This window comes from Enorma sp., assembly GCF_982429025.1.
The window spans coordinates 14,707-33,745 of record NZ_CEWCAA010000019.1 but is presented as its reverse complement, the minus strand read 5'-3'; the positions used below and the strand labels follow the sequence as shown (position 1 = coordinate 33,745).

Below are 19,039 nucleotides of genomic sequence, written 5' to 3'. Positions count from 1 at the left end.
ATCTATGACGACGAAATCTCGCTCGTCTTCGCCCGGCGCCTGCGTGGGCTTGTGAAGTTTTCCTCCGTTGACGAGCTCATCCGTACGGTGCTCGGCAACATCGAGACGGTCAAAGCGGATTTTGGGGAGAAGGGGGTGCCGCTCGTATGATCAGCGATGAGGATAAGAACCGCGTGCGTGCGGCCACCGACCTCGTGGACCTTGTGCAAGAGACGGTTCCGCTCAAGCCGCGGGGGCAGGACCTTTGGGGGTGCTGTCCCTTTCACGGCGAGAAGACCCCGTCGTTTCATGTCATTCCTGCGACCCAGGTTTGGCATTGCTTCGGATGCGGCAAGGGGGGCGACTGCTTCACCTACGTGATGGAGCGCGAGAACCTTTCGTTTCCCGAGGCCATCCGCTACCTTGCTGATCGTGCAGGCATTGAAATTCATGATTCGTACGATGGGGGCAACCGCGGGACGAAGCGCACGAGGCTCATGGACGTATGCGATGAGACCGCCGCGTTCTACCACACGCAACTCATGCGCGGCCACGATGGTCGCGCGCGCGAATACTTCGCATCTCGCGGCATGGGAGCCGAGGTATGCCGGCGCTACCGGCTGGGGTTCGCCCCGGGGCATGAAGCGCTCGTGCGCCACCTGGGCGAGGCGGGGTTCACCGCGCAGGAGATGATCGATGCCAACGTCGCCGTGAAGCGCGGCCGTGGTCTTGCCGATCGCTTTTTCGATCGCGTGATGTTTCCCATCTTCGACGAGCGGGGTCGCTGCATCGCCTTCGGCGGCCGCGTGATGGGGGACGGCCAGCCGAAATATCTCAACACGGCCGAAACCGCCATCTTTCACAAGAAGCGTAACCTCTACGGTTTCAACTGGGCGAAGCAGCATATCGTCTCCGATGCGAGGGCGGTGGTGGTCGAGGGGTATACCGACGCCATCGCGTGCTACGAAGCAGGTATCGGCAATGTGGTCGCGACGCTCGGAACGGCGCTCACCGAACAGCACGTGAAGACGCTCACGCGTTTTTCCAAGCAGATCATCTATTTGTTTGACGGTGATGCCGCCGGTCAGAAGGCAGCTGAACGCGCCATCCAGTTCATCGAGCAGAGCTCGGTCGACCTTCGGTGCGTGGTGCTGCCAGACAATATGGATCCCATGGAATTCCTTACGGCACGCGGGGGAGACGCGCTGCGCGCGCTCCTCGATGATGCTGAGCCGCTCATGGATTTCGTTTTCGGGAAACTTGCCGAGCGCAGCGATGTTTCCACTCCCGCCGGGCGCACCAAGGCGCTCGACGAGGCGTGTCGCCTTATCTACCCCCTGCGGGCGAGCTATCTCATCGATTCGTACTATATGCAGATCGCCGACCGGCTGCGCTTGGATGTGGATACGGTGCGCTCAGCTGCTCAGGAGGTCTTCCGTGCCGTCCGCTCCGAGGAGTCGACCGCTCGACGCCGCGAGCAGGCGCGCGAATCCGCTGGTGCTGCTTCTGTGTGGGACCGCACGACTGCCTCCTCGACAGGGGGAGCTCGGGGGAGCTCTGGCGCCTCGGGGGCGCTGCCAACCGTTCGCGACGGCGGCGAAGACGTCGATGTGCCGTATGACTACGTACCGCTTGATGCTTACGAGGGCGCAACGCCCGCTGGGCCCGAGGATGCGAACGGCTATCCCGCATCCGGCTTCCAGGGTGGCGTCGATGCGTCGGCTCCCGCAGCTCCCGCGGTGGTGCTCACGGATCTTGAGCGGCGTGCGCTGGCAGGTGAGCGCGAGCTGCTCACCCTGCTCACGAGCTCGCCCGATGCCTTCCGGCCGTTTGCCGACCGCATTACCGAGATCGATTGGGTCGATCCACGGCATGAGGCCATTGCGTGGGCGGTTCTCGCTACGCCGGAGGGGACGAGCCCGGCAGATGTGATGAATGCCGTGCTCGCCGTTTGTCCTGAGGCACCCCAGCTCGTGTCGAGCGGGCTCATCTCGTCTACCAGCAGTCATTCCACGGAGACGAACATCGAGTTTCTTATCGACACGCTCGAGCTCTACACCGTGCAACGTCGTCTGCGCGAGGCGCAGGCGCAACTTCGGCAGGGGCGAGGGCTCAGTCATGAGGAACGGCGCGAGCTTACCATCAAGGCGACGCGCTATGCCGCGCGGCAGCGGGAGCTTCATAAGGCTGTGGGCGGCATCGCCGATCCGTTCCGTACGGAGTGATGCGCAGCGGATCGCTTGATCGGTTCGGCCTGCCTTGTCTATACGCCTTCGAAGTGCAGGAAGGTATTTTAATTGCTTCATTTCCGCACATGCTGGGTATAGTGACCTGTGTTAAAGTATTGAGTCTGTGAAAAGAAGGAAGGGAGAGTCTGTGCCCAAGAAGTCCGAGAACAGCACCGAGCTCAATTCGTACATCGACAAGCTCGTCGATATGGGTGCCAAGTCCGGGTCGGTGACCGAGGATGAAATTCAGGTCGTGTTGAAAGACGTCGAGGTCTCCGATGCACAGCTAACCTCAATCTACCGTTCCCTTCGCGACCATGGTGTCGAGGTTACCTCTCAGGTTGACGGCGACGATGCCCCCATCGATGTTGACGACGTGGACGATGTCGACGATCTGGATGACGACCTCGGGGACGAAAGCTCCGAGGACCACGACATCAAGGTTGCCAAGCTCGCTGAGTCCGAAATGGGGTCCGCGCGCAAGAAGAAGCCCCGCGCCCGCACGACGCGCTCGCGTTCGCGCGCCCGCGGCATCGATGCCTCGACGGTCATGCTCACAGGGGACCCGGTGCGCATGTACCTCAAGGAGATCGGCAAGGTCGATCTTCTGACTGCGGCCGACGAGGTCGACCTCGCAATGAAGATCGAGGCTGGTCTCGACGCGACGGAGAAGCTCGAGGCCGCCGATCGCGGTGAGATCGAGCTCACGCGTGCCGAGATGCGCCGCCTTATGCGTGTCGAGCAGGTTGGCCTCGATGCCAAGCAGGCGCTTATCTCGGCGAACCTTCGCCTCGTTGTCTCCATCGCCAAGCGCTACGTGGGCCGCGGCATGTTGTTCCTCGACCTCATCCAGGAGGGCAACCTCGGTCTCATTCGCGCGGTTGAAAAGTTCGATTACGAAAAGGGCTTCAAGTTCTCTACGTACGCTACCTGGTGGATTCGTCAGGCCATCACCCGCGCTATCGCCGACCAGGCGCGCACCATCCGTATCCCGGTTCATATGGTCGAGACGATCAATAAGCTCGTCCGCGTGCAGCGCCAGCTTCTTCAGGACCTTGGGCGCGACCCAACCCCAGAAGAGATCGGTGCTGAGATGGATATGAGCGCGGACCGTGTTCGCGAGATTCAAAAGATCAGCCAGGAGCCGGTCTCGCTCGAAACGCCCATCGGCGAGGAAGAGGATTCGCAGCTCGGTGACTTTATCGAGGACTCTCAGGCCGTGGTGCCGCCCGACGCGGCGAGTTTTTCGATGCTGCAGGAGCAGCTCGGCCAGGTGCTCGACAGCCTCGCCGACCGCGAGCGCAAGGTTATCGAGCTTCGCTTCGGTTTGGTGGACGGCCATCCGCGCACCCTCGAGGAGGTTGGACGCGAATTCGGCGTCACGCGTGAGCGTATCCGCCAGATCGAGAGCAAGACCCTGGCGAAGCTTCGCCATCCAAGCCGCTCGAGCAAGCTCAAGGATTACATCGAGAGCTAGCCTATCGCCTTTTGCTCAAACGCGCCAAGCATTGCATCCCGCCTATACCGTCGTGTAGGCGGGATGTTTTTATGGTCTCCTGTCGCGATTGGGGAGCTCCGGGCAGGCTTCGATAAGCAGAGCAAAAATAAAAAACCCTGTCAGGGGGACTGACAGGGTCTTTGAATCAATGGCTCCCCGGGTAGGACTCGAACCTACAACAGCGCGGTTAACAGCCGCGTGCTCTACCATTGAGCTACCGAGGAATGTGGCTGCTCTCAAGCAACAGGAACTAGTATACAAAAGTCATGGCGATTGGCAAGACTCAAAATGAAAAAATTCCGTTGCGGGTAACGCTCTGATAGAATGACCACCGTCAACGTAAGCTTTATCCGTAGGGAGCCTTGTCGTGGCCGTAGCCATCAAGTCGCAGAGTGCGGCACATGCCCGCACGGAGATGGAGAAAGACCTCTTCATCCTCCAGCAGCTCGTGACCAAGGATTTTAAGATCAGATACCGTCGCTCGGTGCTGGGCGTTGCGTGGAGCGTTCTCAACCCGCTGCTCATGATGATCGTCATGGCGATTGTCTTTAGCACGATTTTCGCTCAGGGGAGAAATGGTTCCATTACTCCTGAGATGTACCCGCTCTACCTTATCGTGGGCAACATCACCTTCACGCTTATGTCGGAATCTACAAGCTCGGCCCTGACCTCGATCATCGATGCTTCGTCGCTTCTTAAGAAGGTTAAGGTGCACCGCTTTGTGTTCCCTGTGCAGAAGGCTTTGTTCTCGCTCGTTAATTTTGCCTTTTCGCTCATCGCTGTCGCTATTGTTATGCTGTGGTTCCGCGTTGTGCCCACGTGGCACCTCATCTGGTTGCCGGTGGTCCTCATCTTGCTTGTGACGTTCTGCATGGGCCTCGGCCTGCTGCTGAGCGCGCTCACCGTCTTTTTCCGCGATATCCGTCATCTGTGGAGTGTCGTGATTACTGCGTGGACCTATTTCACGCCCATCTTCTGGACCACGGATTTCATCGCGCAGATGCCGCGCATCCTGCAGCTCGTGATGTACGCAAATCCCATGTACAACTACCTCCAGTTCATGCGCGATATCTTCCTGTTCCAGACGAATCCCACCGCCTTCACGCTCGGCATGTGCGCATTCTGGGCTGTGCTCGCTATCGTGGCGGGCTACCTCGTCTTCCATAAGACCGAGCATAAGTTCATCCTCTATATCTAACCGAAGCGTCGCGGCGCATCAGTTCGCGCTGCACGCCGCATGCGAAGGGCAAATGCCATGGCAGGGACCGCAACTTCAACGCCTGAATACGCCATCGAGGTCAACGATGTGACCATGATCTTCAACATGGCATCGGAGCAGTTGAACAACCTCAAGGAATACTTCATTAAAATCATGCGCCACGAACTCTTCTTCAGCGAGTTCCGCGCGCTCAAGCATATCTCGTTCAAGGTGCGGCGAGGCGAGGTCGTAGGGCTCGTGGGCACCAACGGCTCGGGCAAGTCCACCATGCTCAAGATCATCGCCGGCGTTCTCGAGGCGAGCGAGGGTGAGTGTATCGTGCGAGGCAATATCGCGCCGCTCATCGAGCTCGGTGCGGGTTTTGATATGGAGCTTACGGCACGCGAGAACATCTATCTCAACGGTGCGCTTCTGGGCTATACCAAGCAGTTCATAGACGATCACTTCGATGAGATCGTCGAGTTCGCTGAGCTGCGCGATTTTGTCGATATGCCGCTCAAAAACTATTCCAGCGGCATGGTTGCCCGCATCGCATTTGCCATCGCGACGGTAACTGAGCCCGATATCCTCATCGTAGACGAGACGCTTTCGGTTGGTGACGTGTTCTTCCAGCAGAAGTGCGAAGACCGCATCCAGCATTTCATCAAGAACGGTGATGTGACGGTTCTCTTTGTGAGCCATTCCATCGAGCAGGTCGAGCGTATCTGCCAGCGCGCCATCTGGATTGAGAAGGGCGATCTTCGCATGGATGGTCCCGTTGCCGAGGTTTGCGAAGCGTACCGGGGCCAGTTCGGCTAGGCTCTTTTCCCGTCGCACGCGGGCACATTCGGTGCCCTTTCGTTTTGAATATGCAGAAACGAAGAAGTTTCATACATGTTTTGCGACTATTGGGGGAATGGGCCGAGTGCGTGCACCCTCGTGATAAACTAAGCTCGACCTTTAAGCGCGGTACGAGATACTCGCAAGGACGTGAACATACAGCTGCATTGCCGCAGCCTTTCTTGCAGATGTCTTGCCGCGCCGCGGTCAGGCATCTTTTTTGTTGCCGCGAATGCCTGCTTCAGGCTAACGCGGCATCGACCGAGGAAGGAGAGCGATGGGCACCAAGCCTAAGGCGGTCATCATGGATGAGACTGCCATCAACCGCGCGCTCACGCGCATCGCACACGAGATCCTCGAGCGCAACGAGGGTTGCGACAACCTTGCGCTCGTGGGTATCGTGACACGCGGCGACCTGCTCGCAAAGCAGCTTGTCGACAAGATCGAGGAGATCGAGGGTGTGAGGGTTCCGCTCGGCAGCCTCGACATCAGCTTCTATCGCGACGACTTCGCCACGTTTGCGCCGGAAGTCCATGCCAGCAGGATCGACTTCGATGTTGACGGCAAGCGCATCGTGCTGGTGGACGACATCCTTTACACCGGTCGCACCATTCGCGCCGCGCTCGATGCCATCATGGACCTTGGTCGGCCGAGCCGCGTCGAGCTCGCTGTCCTCGTCGACCGCGGTCATCGAGAGCTCCCCATCTGCCCCGATTTCGTGGGTAAGAACGTTCCTTCCTCGCATGAGGAGAATGTCCGCCTGTATCTGCAGGAAGTCGACGGGCGCAGTACCGTCGAGATCTTCGACGTCGAGCCGGGCGCCCGTGTGGGCTCCGCGCCGCTGGGAGGCGAGTAGCCCATGTTCAACAACCACAAGCACCTGATCGACATCTCGGAGTATTCCGACTCCGAGCTCATGACGATCCTCACCACCGCTAAGGCCTTCTCCTCGGTCAATGAGCGCGCAATCAAGAAGGTCCCCACGCTCAAGGGCAAAACGATCGTCAACATGTTCAACGAGCCGTCTACCCGTACGCGCAGCTCGTTCGAGCTCGCTGAGAAGCGTCTTTCCGCCGATACGCTCAACTTCGGCGGCTCTTCCACCTCCACGGTGAAGGGCGAGAGCCTCATCGATACCGTCATGACGCTCGATGCGTACAAGATCGACTGCATCGTTGTGCGCGACAAGCACGCCGGAGCTCCCTACATCGTGAGCCAGGCGAGCCCTGCGGTCGTCATCGATGCTGGCGACGGCAAGCATGGCCATCCTACCCAGGCCCTGCTCGACCTGTATTCCATTTGGGAGCGCAAGCAGGACTTCAACGGCCTCAAAGTGGGCATCGTGGGCGACATTGCCCACTCGCGCGTCTGCGGTTCGCTCATCCCTGCGCTCAAGATCATGGGCGCCGAGGTCACGGTCGTTGCTCCCGGTACGCTCATCCCCGCAGCGCCCGAGGTGCTCGGAGCCGACCATGTTAGCTATTGCCTGGACGACGTCCTGCCCGAGCTCGACGTGGTCTACATGCTTCGCATCCAGCGCGAGCGCTTGGAGGGTGCGCCCTTCCCAAGCCTGCGCGAGTACCATGAGCTCTTCGGTCTTACCAAGAAGCGCGAGAAGCTCATGAAGCCCGATGCGATCATCTGCCACCCCGGTCCCATCAACCGCGGGGTGGAGTTCGACTCCTATATGGCCGACCATCCGGAGCGCTCCGTGATTCTCGATCAGGTGTACGCGGGTATCTGCGTGCGCATGGCTGCCCTGTATCTGCTGCTTGGAGGTGCCGATAATGGCCTTGCTGCTTAAGAACGGACATGTCGTCGACCCGCAGACCCACACCGGTATGCGCTTTGACGTGAAAATCGACGGCGACACGATCGTCGAGGTGGGGGAGAACCTATCCACCGACGGTTGCGAAGTCATTGATCTTGCTGGTAAGTACCTCGTTCCCGGCCTCGTGGACATGCATGTGCATCTGCGCGAGCCCGGCTATGAGCACAAGGGCACCATCGAGAGCGAAACCCGCGCCGCTGTGAAGGGCGGCTTCACCGGCGTCTGCTCTATGCCCAACACCGATCCAGTGACCGATAACGGCACCGTGGTCGAATACGTGAAGTCCGTTGCCGCCCGCGAGGGCCATTGCCACGTGTACCCGGCGGGCGCTTGCTCCAAGGGCCTCAAGGGCGAGATCATCGCCGAGATGGGCGATATGGTGGCGCACGGCGCCGTCGCCTTCACCGACGACGGCCGCGGCATCCAGGGTGCGGGCATGATGCGTCGCTGCATGGACTACGGCAAGATGTTCAACAAGACCTTCCTCTCCCATTGCCAGGACGAGGACCTCGTGGGCGACGGCCAGGTGAACGAGGGCGTCGTCTCCACCCGCCTGGGGCTTCTCGGCTGGCCCGCGGAGGGCGAGGAGCTGCAGATCGCTCGCGACATCGCGCTTGCGCGCCTCACCGGTGCGAAGCTCCACATCCAGCATATCTCCACCGCACGCGGCCTTGAGCTGGTGCGCGCCGCCAAGGCGGAGGGCCTGCCCGTGACCTGCGAGGTCACGCCGCACCACCTCTTCCTTACCGAGGATGCGCTCGACGGCACCTATGATACCCGCCTCAAGATGAACCCGCCGCTGCGCACCGCCGCGGACACGGAGGCGCTCATCCAGGGTGTCATCGACGGTACCGTGGATGCTATCGCGACCGACCATGCTCCGCACGCTGAGTGGGAGAAGGCGCGTGAGTTCGAGCTAGCGCCCTTCGGCACCACCGGCATCGAGTGCGCGCTCGGTCTCGTGCTCACGAACCTCGTGAAGACTGAGAAGATCGACCTCGGCCGCATGGTTGAGCTCATGGCCGTGAAGCCGCGCGAGATCCTGGGCCTGGACCCTGTCAAGGTCGAGGCGGGCTCCATCGCCGACCTTACCGTCATCGATCCCGAAGCAATCTGGACCGTGGGCGCCGAGGGCTATGAGTCCAAGGCTGTGAACTGCGCCTTCGAAGGTGCCGAGCTCACCGGCTGCGCTTCGTACGTCTTCGTTGCCGGCGTGCGCAAGCTCGCCGACGGCGTCGTTTGCTAAAAACGCTACGTTGATGGGTCGTGCCTGGCCCGTCGCACGTGATGGGGGCGGGTTCTGCCATATGAACCCGTCCCCATTGTCAGTTTCTCCTACAATAGGAATGACGCTGCCACGCAGCTAGCACCTGCTCGTCGAGAGGAGCCTTATGCCAACACCTTCACCGGCTCGGATGCACGATGTGACCGTCGTGTCAAACGAGCCCATCGCCGACGGCGTGTACGCGCTTGTTATCAATGCGCCGAAGCTGGCGCAGACCATTAAGCCCGGCCAGTTCGTGAACATCGCGGTTCCCGGCAACGCCATGAGCTTGCTGCGCATCCCGCTCAGTTATGCCTCGGCCGACGCTGAGGCCGGTACCGTCGAGATCTGGTATGCCGTGGTGGGCGATGGTACCGAGCGCCTCTCACAGATGAGGCCAGGCGCCAAGACGGACCTTTTGGGTCCTGGCGGCAACGGCTGGACGATTCCCGAGGGCTGCCGCCGCGCCCTGCTCGTGGCGGGCGGTATCGGCGTGCCGCCGGTGCTCTGCCTGGCACGCGAGCTCGCCGTTCGGGGCATTCCCTACACCGTGAGCATCGGTGCGGCCTCGAAGGGTTGCCTCGTGGGCGAAGACGAATTCGAGGCGGCTGGGGCCCCCGTCATTTCGGTTGCTACCGACGATGGTTCCTACGGCTATCATGGCTTCTGCACCGCTGCGGCTGAGCAGGTGCTTGAGCTCGAGGGCGGGGAGTTCGACTATGTGGCGGCTTGCGGCCCCGAGCCCATGATGGCTAAGGTTGCCGCTGCTGCCGCAAAGGCGGGCGTTCCGTGTGAGGTCTCGCTTGAGCGCATGATGAGCTGTGGCTTCGGTGCCTGCAGCACCTGCGCGGTCGAGACGACGAGCGGTATGAAGGGCGCCTGCATGTGCGGCCCCGTCTTCAATGCAGAGGAGGTCGTGTGGTAATGGGCAAGGTATCCATGGCCGTCGATTTCGCCGGCATCAAGCTCAAGAACCCCATCAACACCGCTGCCGGCACCTTTGGCCAGGGCTGGCAGTTCACGAACTTCATGGATGTGTCCGAACTGGGCGCCATCACCACGAAGGGCTGTGCGGCGGAGCCGTGGCCTGGTAACCCCAAGCCACGCATGACCGAGGTGCCCGGCGGTATGATGAACTCCGTGGGCCTGCAGAACCCGGGCGTTCGCGCGTTCGCCGAGGAGTCGGGCCCGTATCTCGCCGACCTTACGGATAAGGGTACCGCGGTCATCTGCCAGGTAGCCGGCCATTCCGTCGAGGAGTACGTGGCTGCGCTCGAGCTCTTCGATGAGCTCTGCCCGTGGGCCGCGGCGTTCGAGATCAACGTGAGCTGTCCGAACATCTCCGCCGGCGGCGCTGCCATGGGCTCCACGCCTGAGGGTGCTGCCGAGGTCATGCGCGCGTGCCGCCCGGTGACCAAGAAGCCGCTTCTCGTCAAGATGGCTCCCGTGCGCCTGCCCGAAATCGCCCGCGCCCTCGAGGTGGAGGGTGCCGACGGCCTTACCGTCATCAACTCCATTCCCGGTATGGCGATCGACGTGCACACGCGCCGCTCAAAGATCAGCCGGCCGACCGGTGGCCTCTCCGGCCCTTTGCTGCACCCCATCGCGGTCCGCATGGTGTGGGAGGTCTGCCAGGCGGTCGATATCCCGGTTTGCGGCGTCGGCGGCGTGATGACCGGTGAGGATGCCGCTGAGTTCATCCTGGCAGGAGCGACCTCTGTCGCAGTCGGCATGGCGAGCTTCGTCGACCCCGCTGCTTCTGTTCGTATCCTGCATGAGCTCGAGGAGTGGGCCGAGTCCCAGGGCGTCTCGAGTATCAACGAGCTGATTGGAGCCTTCGAATGCTAGATGCAGAGGCGCGCGAGCGCGTGATTGTAGCCCTCGATTGCGACCGCGAGGAGGCGCTTTCGCTGGCGGATGCCCTCTCCGGGCATGCCAAGTGGCTCAAGGTGGGCATGACGCTCTACTATGCCGAAGGCCCTTCGATCGTGCGGGAATTCAAGGAGCGCGGATTCAAGGTGTTCCTCGACCTTAAAATCCACGATATTCCTCATCAGGTGCGCGGGGCTGCGCGCTCTGCGGCGGGCGCGGGCGCGGACCTTCTATCCGTGCATGGCCTGGGTGCCGGCGCCATGCTCAAAGCGGCGCGCGAAGGTGCTGAGGAGGCGGCTGAGGCGACGGGTGCCGAGCGCGCCAAGCTCGTCGCTATCACGGTGCTCACGAGCATGGACGAGGCTGCTATGGAGCAGATTGGGCTTACCTGCTCGATTACGGATGAAGCCGCTCGCCTTGCGGCACTTGCAAAGGGGAGCGGCATCGATGGCATCGTGTGCTCGCCGCGCGAGGCCGCCGAGATGCGCGAGCTTCTGGGCCCCGATGCGCTCATCGTGACCCCTGGTGTTCGCCCCGCCGGTGCCGAGCTCGGCGACCAGAGCCGCGTAGCCACGCCCGCAGCGGCAATCTCCGCGGGCGCAAGCCATCTGGTCATCGGTCGTCCCATCACGGGGGCCCAAGATCCCGTGGCAGCGTACGAGGCAATCGTTGAAGAGCTTGTGCGCGACGCATAGAGATCGTTTTCTGAACGGGGCGGCACCCTCATGTGCGCGTAAACCAGCGCCTGCCGCCCCTTGCGATGCCGCCATCGTTCGAGGTCGTTCTGTGAATTACCAGCTTACGGCCACAAACTTTCGGTTGATTCCCTTGAACTTTGCAGCTGTATCGACTAACCTATCGCAATGGACTTATCGCCGGTCATCATTTCCTGAGGTAAACCGGCATGCGTCGAATCGTTTGTTGTTGAAACCTAACTACTAGGAGGTTCTAATGGCGCTTCCCCAGCTCACTGACGAGCAGCGCAAGGCCGCTCTCGAGAAGGCCGCTGCGGCCCGTCACGCCCGTGCCGAGCTTCGTGAGAAGATCAAGAAGGGCGAGGTTTCCCTCGAGTCCGTCCTGAACTCCGATGATCCCATCGCGTCCCGCATGAAGGTCTCTACCCTCATCGAGTCGCTCCCCGGCTATGGCAAGGCCAAGGCTGCCAAGATCATGGACGAGCTGGGCATCTCCGCTACTCGTCGCGTTCAGGGCCTCGGCGTCCGTCAGCGCGAGCAGCTCCTCGAGGCGCTCACCAAATAGTGGGCTGCAGCGTAGCAAAGCTCTTTGTTGTTTCCGGGCCGTCAGGCGCGGGCAAGGGTACCATGGTCGCGTTGGTGCGTGACCGGTTGCCCCGCCTGGGCCTGACGGTTTCCGCTACCACGCGTTCCCCGCGCGCGGGTGAGGTGGACGGCAAGAGCTATTATTTTCTCTCGCAGGATGAGTTCGACCGCAAGGTGCAGGCGGGGGAGTTCGTGGAATGGGCTCACGTTCATGGCCATTGCTACGGTACGCTTGCGAGCGAGGTTGAGCGCAACCTCGCTTCTGGTTCATCGCTCATCCTCGAAATCGATGTCCAGGGCGCTTTGCAGGTTCGCGAGCACTACCCCGATGCCGTGCTCGTGTTCATCAAGCCGCCGTCGCTCGATGTTCTGCGCGAGCGTCTGGTTCACCGTGGAACCGAGTCTGTCGAGTCGCTTGAGCTGCGCCTCGCAAACGCTCGCCAGGAACTTGAGCTTGCGGATCGATACGATGAGGTCATCGTCAACGACGACCTCGATCGTGCCACCTCTGAGCTCGTCGGCATCATCGAGAAGTATGAAAGGAACTGAGGTCCCGTGTCTGTCGTTAAGCCTCATATCGATGATCTGCTCGAGAAGACCGATAATAACCGGTTCCTTCTCGCCTCGCTCGCGTCTAAGCGCGCGTGCGATATCAACAACATGCTCCGCGGCCAGCACAGCCGCGTTCTTGCCGTTCAGGATGTGGACGACATCACGATCGCCCTTTCCGGCAAGGACACCATCTCCATGGCCATGGAGGAGATCGTGAACGGCGATATCTCCTTCGACCACGAGAAGTATCATGATGCGCTGGGCCATCAGCCGACGGCCTATCAGTCGATCTCGCTTTCGGACTAGCGAATGGCGAGCCGCGTTTGCCTCGTTCATTACCACGAAGTCGGTCTGAAGGGTAAGAACCGGGCTCATTTTGAGCGCATCCTCATCGATTCCATCAAGGCGGCCTGTGCCGCCTTTTCGTTGGCGAGCTGCACCCGCATCTCTGGCCATATTCTCGTGACGTTTTCCGTTCTGGGAGAGGCCGAGCGGGCCTTCGATGTGATTCGCCGCGTTCCTGGCGTCGCCCGGGTGTCGCTCGCCTTCCATACCAACCGCGATCCCGATGAGTATTGCCGGGCCGCGGTTTCGGCACTTCGCGAGGCGGGTGAATTCGAGAGTTTCAAGGTTGCAGCCAAGAGGTCGAATACCGACTACGCCCTCGGCTCGCTCGAGCTCAACGCGCAGGTGGGCGAGGTGCTTTGTGGAGCGTTCCCTCAGAAGCGCGTCCAAATGCATCATCCCGACGTCGTCGTTCACGTGCTCGTCGTGCAGGGGAGCGTCTACGTCTATGCGCGCTCTGAGCGCGGTGTGGGCGGGCTTCCTGTTGGAAGCGCCGGTAAGGTGGTGACGCTGCTCTCTTCGGGCATCGATTCTCCGGTAGCGACGTGGCTTCTTTCCCGTCGCGGAGCCGTCTGCGTCCCGGTTCATTTTTCCGGACGACCGCAGACAGCCGATACCAGCGAGTACCTTTGCCAGGACATTATCCGTGCGCTGGCCCCGTCGGTGCAGATCGGGAGGCTCTACGTGGTCCCGTTCGGCGATGCCCAGCGCGAGATATCAATCAAATGCCCCGGGAAACTTCGGGTCATCATATATCGCCGCATCATGTACGCGGTCGCTGAGCGCATCGCGCGCATCGAAGGTGCCAAGGCGATCGTGACGGGCGAATCGCTCGGCCAGGTCGCGTCGCAGACGCTCGAGAACATCGCCGCTGTTAACGAGGTGGTGACGCTGCCGGTGCTCCGTCCGCTCATCGGTTCGGACAAGCAGGAGATCATCGAGCGCGCCGAGCAAATCGGCACCTACGATATCTCGTGCGAAACCGCGCCAGACTGCTGCACTCTCTTCATGCCGCGCGCACCCGAGACCCATGCGCGCATTGATGAGGTGCATGAAGCGTGGGGGGCCTTCGACCACGATGAGATGATCGACCGCCTGGTTGCTTCGGTTGAATACGTTGACTTTGAAAGCGCCTCATACCGGCGTCCTCGCAGGTTCCGTGAGCGCCATGAGGAGCTTGCGCCCGCCCCCTTTGCAGAGAGGCGCCCGCGTGAGGATGAGCCTTCCTCGTAAGGGGTGCCGGCGGCCAAGCCTGTCCTAGTCACTTCAAGGCAGCTCGAAGCGCCGGATAGCTGGAGTGTGACCAGGCTTTATAGTGCATCAATTCGATTCGGTATTGCATATCTATTTGAAGCGGGCTGCGAATCCCATCGTGGCCCGCTTTGCATGTACGTGTTGATGTATCAACGCGGTGCTGAACAACATCGGGGCGTTCAGAACCAACACGGCAATTTGTCAGCTTGCAAGCGAGGAGTGTAGGTTTCTTGGCACCTCCGGGGCAGGAGGTGGGACGATGTGCCATGAGGTGGTGGATATGGCACAGCGGGTACGTGAAAGCGTTTTCGTCCAGATTTCCCGTCGCCTGCGCTCTATGCGTCATCGTGGCGCTTTCGTTGCACTTTGCGTATTGCTCGTCGCAGCGGTGGCAGGTCTTGCGGTAGCCGGGGCGACCTTTGCGAGCGGGGAAAGCTTTACGATCGAGCGCTCGCAACGCGCAGAGGAGACGGTCGATCCCGGCAAGACAGGTGGAGCCTCTGGCGACAAGCTTGTTGGGGAGACCGAGTCGGACGCTGCCGAGACAGATGATATGGTCATCGTTGATGTGGATGGCGCTGTGACGGCACCTGGCGTATACGAGCTCGAACAGGGCGCCCGTGTTGCCGACGCGATCGCTGCGGCTGGCGGCCTTTCCCCAGATGCCGACACCACCTCGCTTAACCAGGCAGCCGAGGTGGCCGATGGCTCCAAGATATACGTGCCCGTCATTGGTTCGGCCGCAGCGGGCGGATCCTCCTCGGGAGATGGTTCGACGAGTTCAGCGGCAGCGAACGGCAGCCAGACGGGTGCCTCTTCGAATGCTCTCGTCAATATCAACACTGCGTCGCTCGAGGAGCTCGACGGGCTTCCTGGCATCGGGCCGGCTACTGCTCAAGCGATCATTGATGATCGGACGGAGAACGGGCCCTTCACCTCACCGGAGGACCTTATGCGCGTGAGCGGTATCGGCGAGAAGAAGTTCGAGAAGCTCTCGTCCCTCATTTGCATATGAGGCGCGCCTTTACAACATCGGCTGCTCCGGAGTTTCCGCCAAGGCCGTACCTTCCTCCTGCGGCGGCGGGGGCGGCGGGCGCTCTGGTTGCGGCCGCGCTGGGTCTCGAGTTCGGTTGGCGCTCGTATATCGCCTCTGACTCCGGGGCGCCGGGCCAAACCGCGTTCGCTGTGCTTGCGGTTTCATGTGTGGTGGGCATCCTATGCATCTTCGTGCGGCCTTTTTGGGGTGAAAGGATGCGGCGATGGGCAAGGTGGCTCGGCGTCGGGGTCGTGCTCGGTGCGGCGTCTGCGACGCTGGGGGCGATGTGGCGCGCGAGCGCCCATGAGCGTATGGAGAACATCGTTGCCAGCGCGTGCATCTTTGAGGTAGAGGGCGATCCGTCCATATCTTCGTACGGTGTCCAACATACCGCGCGCGTGATGAGCGCTGACGGGGCGGTGCTGGGGCGCGTGCGACTCGATGCTGATAGCGCCTATGAGGATGGAACGCGCCTTCGCCTCGTAGGGAGGGTGAGTGGTCTCCCCGATTCTGCTTGGGGGAGGAGCCGGTACATGGCTGGGGAGGTCGCCCGGGTCTCTGCAGTTCGAATCATCGACTCAGAGCCGCACTCAATCGGCCCTATCGAGGCGCTGCGTGCGCGCATGCTCGATGTCATACAACCCGATGCGAGCCAGGCGCGCGCTCTCGTCGCGGGAATCGTGTGCGGGCGAACGACGGAGTTAGATCAAGCGAGCGCATCAGAGGCGTTTGCGCGAACTGGAACCTCTCATCTTGTCGCCGTGTCTGGCAGCCATCTTGCTCTGGTCACATCGCTTGCACAGGTTTTCCTTGCGTTCGTTGGCGCGCGCTTGCGAACGCGCTATCTGCTCCTCGTGCTGCTCATGAGCTCCTACGTTATATTGACCGGCGGATCCGCGTCCGCCGTCCGCTCGCTCATCATGGTGGGACTCACCCTCGTCGCATCATGGGGCGAACGCCGCGGGCACGGCATCTCGGCTCTTGCCTTGACGACGATGGCGCTCGTTGCGCGCGACGCCGGGGTTGTGTTCGATGTTGGATTCCAGCTCTCGGCGGTGAGCGTCCTTTTCATCCAGCTGTTCTATCGCTATCTCTCGTATCTGCTCCTCCGTCTTGGCATGCCGCGGCCGATTGCCGAGCCGCTGTCGCTTACCCTGTGCGCCCAATGGGGGACGCTTCCCATCACGATTCCGATTTTCGGCACATGCTCGATCGTGGCTCCTCTCGCGAACCTCGTGCTGGGTCCCGTTATGAGTGCGCTGCTTGTTGTAGGGCTCGTGTCGGTTCCCCTCGCAGCGATAGTAGGTCCGCTCGCTGATGTTCTGCTCGCTCCCGCCGATGCGCTCGCTTCGATATCGGTGTTCGGGGCGCAAGCGTTCGCTGGGTTCCCCTACGCATCGATCGCTATGGCTGCTTCGCCTGCTTCGGCACTGCCGTATCTCGCAGCGTGCGTGGTGTACGCGGCATGGTTGGATGCAAGCCGATGGCAGGTGGCCGTCGTGTGCGCGGCTATACCGGGCGCGCTTGCGATGCACTTGGTTCGCTGGACCCTTTTCGCGCCCGCATCGGTGACTGTGCTCGATGTGGGGCAGGCCGATGCCATTTTGGTGCGCGAAGGGTCGGCGGTTATACTCGTTGATGCCGGCGTTGACAGCGAGGTTGCCGATGCGCTGGCGCGCAACAGCGTGTTCCAGCTCGATGCCGTCGTTATCACCCATTGGGATCTCGATCATTACGGCGGTTTGGAAGACGTGCTCGCAAACGTCTCCGTCTCCCGCGTCGTCGTGGCGGAAGGAGCGCTCGACGCTATGCCAGAAGAGCTTGCCGCCCTCGATATGCCTGAAGTCGTCGAGCTGAGTGAAGGCGACGAGCTCTCCGTCGGAGGCTTTGCCTGCACCATGGTCTGGCCTGAGGACCCAGTGGAGGGTTCAGAAAACGAAGATTCCGTTGCGCTCGCCGTGAGCTACGATTCCGGTGGGTGCTCGCTCGACATGTTGCTTGCGGGGGATACCGAGATTGCGCAGGAAGAACGCTATGCCGGTCGCGTGGGGGATATCGATGTCCTCAAGTTGGGGCATCACGGGTCTGCTGCCTCCATTGACGCAGCGCTGATGGCGCAAATGCGACCTGAGCTCGCGATCGCGAGTGCCGGGGAGGGCAATAGCTATGGGCATCCTACCAAGGAGTGCATCGATACCGTAGAGGCCTCCGGGGCGCGATTCCTTTGCACCATCGACGTGGGCGATGTGACCGTTCGCCCTGCTCGAGGCGGCTTCAGCGTGAGCACCGAGCGGTGACGATGCGTTCAGCCATTAAAAGTGGGGAATGCGGCGAAAGCGGTTAGAATACTGGCATCGATACAGGAGTGGATGGTTCAGACGTCTCTCATGGAGGTTTCTATGCCGGAAGCAACGCTGCTGCCTGGCTATCTTATCGTTGGGCCCGACGAGGTCAAGCGCGATACCGCTGTCGCCCGCCTGAGGAAGCGCCTTGAAGCGAGCGGTATGGCCGACTTCAATTTCGATCGTAGGGACATGACGAAGGAGCAGGATCCCGATGAGGTGCTCGGATCGCTAAACACCTTGCCGATGGGAGCCGATTTCCGCCTCGTCGTGCTCGATGGATGCGACCGGCTGCCCAAGGCTACGAGCGAGGCGCTCGTCTCATATTTCGCGAATCCCTCAACCGATACCGTCTGCCTGGTGATCGCAGCCTCTCTTGCAAAGAACACGCGGCTCTATAAGGCGATTGCGAAGCTCGGGGCAAAGGCGGTGATCGATTGCTCGAGCAAGAAGCGCTGGGAGTTGCCCAAGCAGGTGCAGGGAATGGCGCGCCGGCACGGCAAGACCATATCGCTGGCGGCGGCAGAGGAGCTCGTCTCTCGTGTTGGCGAGTCGACGCGCATGCTTGACAACGAGTTGCGGAAGCTCGCATCGATGGTCGAGGAGCCCGAGATCGAACGCGAGGATGTCGAGCAATTCGTGGTGCGCACTGCCGAGGTAAAGCCATGGGACTTTCTCGATGCGGTGAGTGCTCGCAACCCTGTGCGCGCCCTTGAGCTGTATCGGCTTTTGCCGCCTCGAAGCGAGGTCCGCCTGTTTTCGCTCATGCTTACGCGCCTACGTGAGCTCATCACCGCCAAGGCGCTCGATGCACGTGGCCAGGGCCGCCAGCTCGCACAGACGCTCGGAGTAAAGGACTGGCAGGTCAAGCACCATATATCGTGGGCTCGCGGGTTCTCGATGCAGGAGCTTGTCGATGCTCTTCGGGCCGCGGAAGACGTCGAGACAGCTCTTAAAGGGTCGCGTGATTCCGTTGTCGCGTTTACGGCGTGGATCGCTCGGATCGCCTCCAAGCCGTCGCATCGGTAGCGCGCCATGCAGCATAGGGTGCTCCACATGGTATTTTCACAGCTTCAACACTTCACTTACCTGTGCCTTCGTGGTAAACTGCGTCTTCGTGACCTCAATCGTGTCTCAGAGGCCTGATCATATGGCGATACTTTAGAACTAGGAACTCGAAAGGAACTCTGCAAAGTGGCTAACATCAAATCGCAGAAGAAGCGTATCCGCACCGCCGAGAAGGCCCGTATGCGCAACCGCGCTGTGCGCTCTGAGCTCAAGACGCTCGTTAAGCACGTTCACGAGGCCGTCGAGCAGGGCGATGCCGACGCCGCCAAGGCTGCTGCGTCCCGCGCCTACAAGCGCCTCGATCAGGCTGCTGCCAAGGGCATCATCCACAAGAACCAGGCTTCGAACCGCAAGTCCGGTGTCCAGAAGCTCGTGAACACGCTCAACTAGAGCATCTTCACACCATTGCTTGTAAAGCCCGCTCCCGTAGCGGGCTTTTTCTTTGCGGGTGT

The 19,039-nt window shown here is 61.1% G+C and carries 19 protein-coding genes and 1 tRNA gene; 19 read left to right on the top strand and 1 reads right to left on the bottom strand.

All coding sequences use genetic code 11. The features are described from left to right. The 3 genes from AC1VS5_RS04855 (at nucleotide 1) to rpoD (ending at nucleotide 3,684) form a co-directional block, all read left to right on the top strand. Nucleotides 1–150 (top strand): riboflavin kinase, encoded by a 150-nt coding sequence (locus tag AC1VS5_RS04855; protein WP_481217879.1) that lies wholly within the window; start codon nucleotides 1–3, stop codon nucleotides 148–150. Further along, complete coding sequence (gene dnaG, locus AC1VS5_RS04850) at nucleotides 147–2,204, top strand: DNA primase (RefSeq protein ID WP_481217876.1); 2,058 nt, start codon at nucleotides 147–149, stop codon at nucleotides 2,202–2,204. The genes AC1VS5_RS04855 and dnaG overlap by 4 nt, the downstream gene beginning before the upstream one ends. A 151-nt stretch (nucleotides 2,205–2,355) precedes the next feature. Continuing rightward, a complete protein-coding gene (gene rpoD / locus AC1VS5_RS04845; protein ID WP_019128252.1) occupies nucleotides 2,356–3,684 on the top strand; it encodes an RNA polymerase sigma factor RpoD in 1,329 nt (442 codons plus the stop codon). 170 nt (nucleotides 3,685–3,854) lie between these two features. On the opposite strand, the gene AC1VS5_RS04840 is transcribed toward rpoD, so the two are convergent. Then, nucleotides 3,855–3,929: transfer RNA gene (locus AC1VS5_RS04840), tRNA-Asn, on the bottom strand. A gap of 143 nt (nucleotides 3,930–4,072) precedes the next feature. Here AC1VS5_RS04840 and AC1VS5_RS04835 point away from each other — a divergent pair. The 16 genes from AC1VS5_RS04835 to rpsT all read left to right on the top strand — a co-directional run bounded on the left by AC1VS5_RS04835 (nucleotide 4,073) and on the right by rpsT (nucleotide 18,977). Continuing rightward, nucleotides 4,073–4,903, top strand: a complete 831-nt coding sequence (locus AC1VS5_RS04835) for an ABC transporter permease (RefSeq protein ID WP_022349537.1) — start codon at nucleotides 4,073–4,075, stop codon at nucleotides 4,901–4,903. 57 nt (nucleotides 4,904–4,960) lie between these two features. After that, complete coding sequence (locus AC1VS5_RS04830; RefSeq protein WP_019128254.1) at nucleotides 4,961–5,722, top strand: ABC transporter ATP-binding protein; 762 nt, start codon at nucleotides 4,961–4,963, stop codon at nucleotides 5,720–5,722. Between the two features lie 298 nt (nucleotides 5,723–6,020). Then, nucleotides 6,021–6,599 carry a bifunctional pyr operon transcriptional regulator/uracil phosphoribosyltransferase PyrR gene (pyrR, locus tag AC1VS5_RS04825; RefSeq protein WP_019128255.1) on the top strand — a complete coding sequence of 193 codons (579 nt, stop codon included), beginning with the start codon at nucleotides 6,021–6,023 and terminating at the stop codon, nucleotides 6,597–6,599. A gap of 3 nt (nucleotides 6,600–6,602) precedes the next feature. After that, nucleotides 6,603–7,547: an aspartate carbamoyltransferase catalytic subunit gene (locus AC1VS5_RS04820; protein ID WP_022349539.1), complete on the top strand. Its 945-nt coding sequence runs from the start codon at nucleotides 6,603–6,605 to the stop codon at nucleotides 7,545–7,547. Next, nucleotides 7,531–8,820: a dihydroorotase gene (locus AC1VS5_RS04815; RefSeq protein ID WP_481217875.1), complete on the top strand. Its 1,290-nt coding sequence runs from the start codon at nucleotides 7,531–7,533 to the stop codon at nucleotides 8,818–8,820. The genes AC1VS5_RS04820 and AC1VS5_RS04815 overlap by 17 nt, the downstream gene beginning before the upstream one ends. Before the next feature lie 145 nt (nucleotides 8,821–8,965). Continuing rightward, on the top strand, nucleotides 8,966–9,763 hold the full coding sequence (locus AC1VS5_RS04810; protein ID WP_481217874.1) for a dihydroorotate dehydrogenase electron transfer subunit: 798 nt from the start codon (nucleotides 8,966–8,968) through the stop codon (nucleotides 9,761–9,763). After that, nucleotides 9,763–10,686, top strand: a complete 924-nt coding sequence (locus AC1VS5_RS04805) for a dihydroorotate dehydrogenase (RefSeq protein WP_481217873.1) — start codon at nucleotides 9,763–9,765, stop codon at nucleotides 10,684–10,686. Before AC1VS5_RS04810 ends, AC1VS5_RS04805 begins: the two co-directional genes overlap by 1 nt. Continuing rightward, nucleotides 10,680–11,405 carry an orotidine-5'-phosphate decarboxylase gene (gene pyrF, locus AC1VS5_RS04800; protein ID WP_481217872.1) on the top strand — a complete coding sequence of 242 codons (726 nt, stop codon included), beginning with the start codon at nucleotides 10,680–10,682 and terminating at the stop codon, nucleotides 11,403–11,405. Before AC1VS5_RS04805 ends, pyrF begins: the two co-directional genes overlap by 7 nt. 256 nt (nucleotides 11,406–11,661) lie before the next feature. Next, nucleotides 11,662–11,970 (top strand): integration host factor, actinobacterial type, encoded by a 309-nt coding sequence (gene mihF, locus AC1VS5_RS04795; RefSeq protein ID WP_019128261.1) that lies wholly within the window; start codon nucleotides 11,662–11,664, stop codon nucleotides 11,968–11,970. After that, nucleotides 11,970–12,539 (top strand): guanylate kinase, encoded by a 570-nt coding sequence (gmk, locus tag AC1VS5_RS04790; protein ID WP_481217871.1) that lies wholly within the window; start codon nucleotides 11,970–11,972, stop codon nucleotides 12,537–12,539. Before mihF ends, gmk begins: the two co-directional genes overlap by 1 nt. A gap of 6 nt (nucleotides 12,540–12,545) precedes the next feature. Next, nucleotides 12,546–12,848 carry a DNA-directed RNA polymerase subunit omega gene (locus AC1VS5_RS04785; protein ID WP_019128263.1) on the top strand — a complete coding sequence of 101 codons (303 nt, stop codon included), beginning with the start codon at nucleotides 12,546–12,548 and terminating at the stop codon, nucleotides 12,846–12,848. Nucleotides 12,849–12,851: 3 nt separating this feature from the next. Further along, a complete protein-coding gene (thiI, locus tag AC1VS5_RS04780) occupies nucleotides 12,852–14,120 on the top strand; it encodes a tRNA uracil 4-sulfurtransferase ThiI (protein ID WP_481217870.1) in 1,269 nt (422 codons plus the stop codon). A 301-nt stretch (nucleotides 14,121–14,421) separates the two neighbouring features. After that, entirely contained in the window at nucleotides 14,422–15,156 is a 735-nt protein-coding gene (locus AC1VS5_RS04775) for a helix-hairpin-helix domain-containing protein (protein ID WP_481217869.1), read from the top strand. A gap of 236 nt (nucleotides 15,157–15,392) precedes the next feature. Further along, on the top strand, nucleotides 15,393–17,474 hold the full coding sequence (locus AC1VS5_RS04770; RefSeq protein ID WP_481217868.1) for a DNA internalization-related competence protein ComEC/Rec2: 2,082 nt from the start codon (nucleotides 15,393–15,395) through the stop codon (nucleotides 17,472–17,474). A 102-nt stretch (nucleotides 17,475–17,576) separates the two neighbouring features. After that, the gene (gene holA, locus AC1VS5_RS04765) at nucleotides 17,577–18,548 is read left to right on the top strand and encodes a DNA polymerase III subunit delta (protein WP_368285614.1); all 972 of its coding nucleotides are present in this window, start codon (nucleotides 17,577–17,579) and stop codon (nucleotides 18,546–18,548) included. 165 nt (nucleotides 18,549–18,713) lie between these two features. After that, a complete protein-coding gene (gene rpsT, locus AC1VS5_RS04760) occupies nucleotides 18,714–18,977 on the top strand; it encodes a 30S ribosomal protein S20 (protein WP_019128268.1) in 264 nt (87 codons plus the stop codon). Nucleotides 18,978–19,039: the final 62 nt, after the last annotated feature.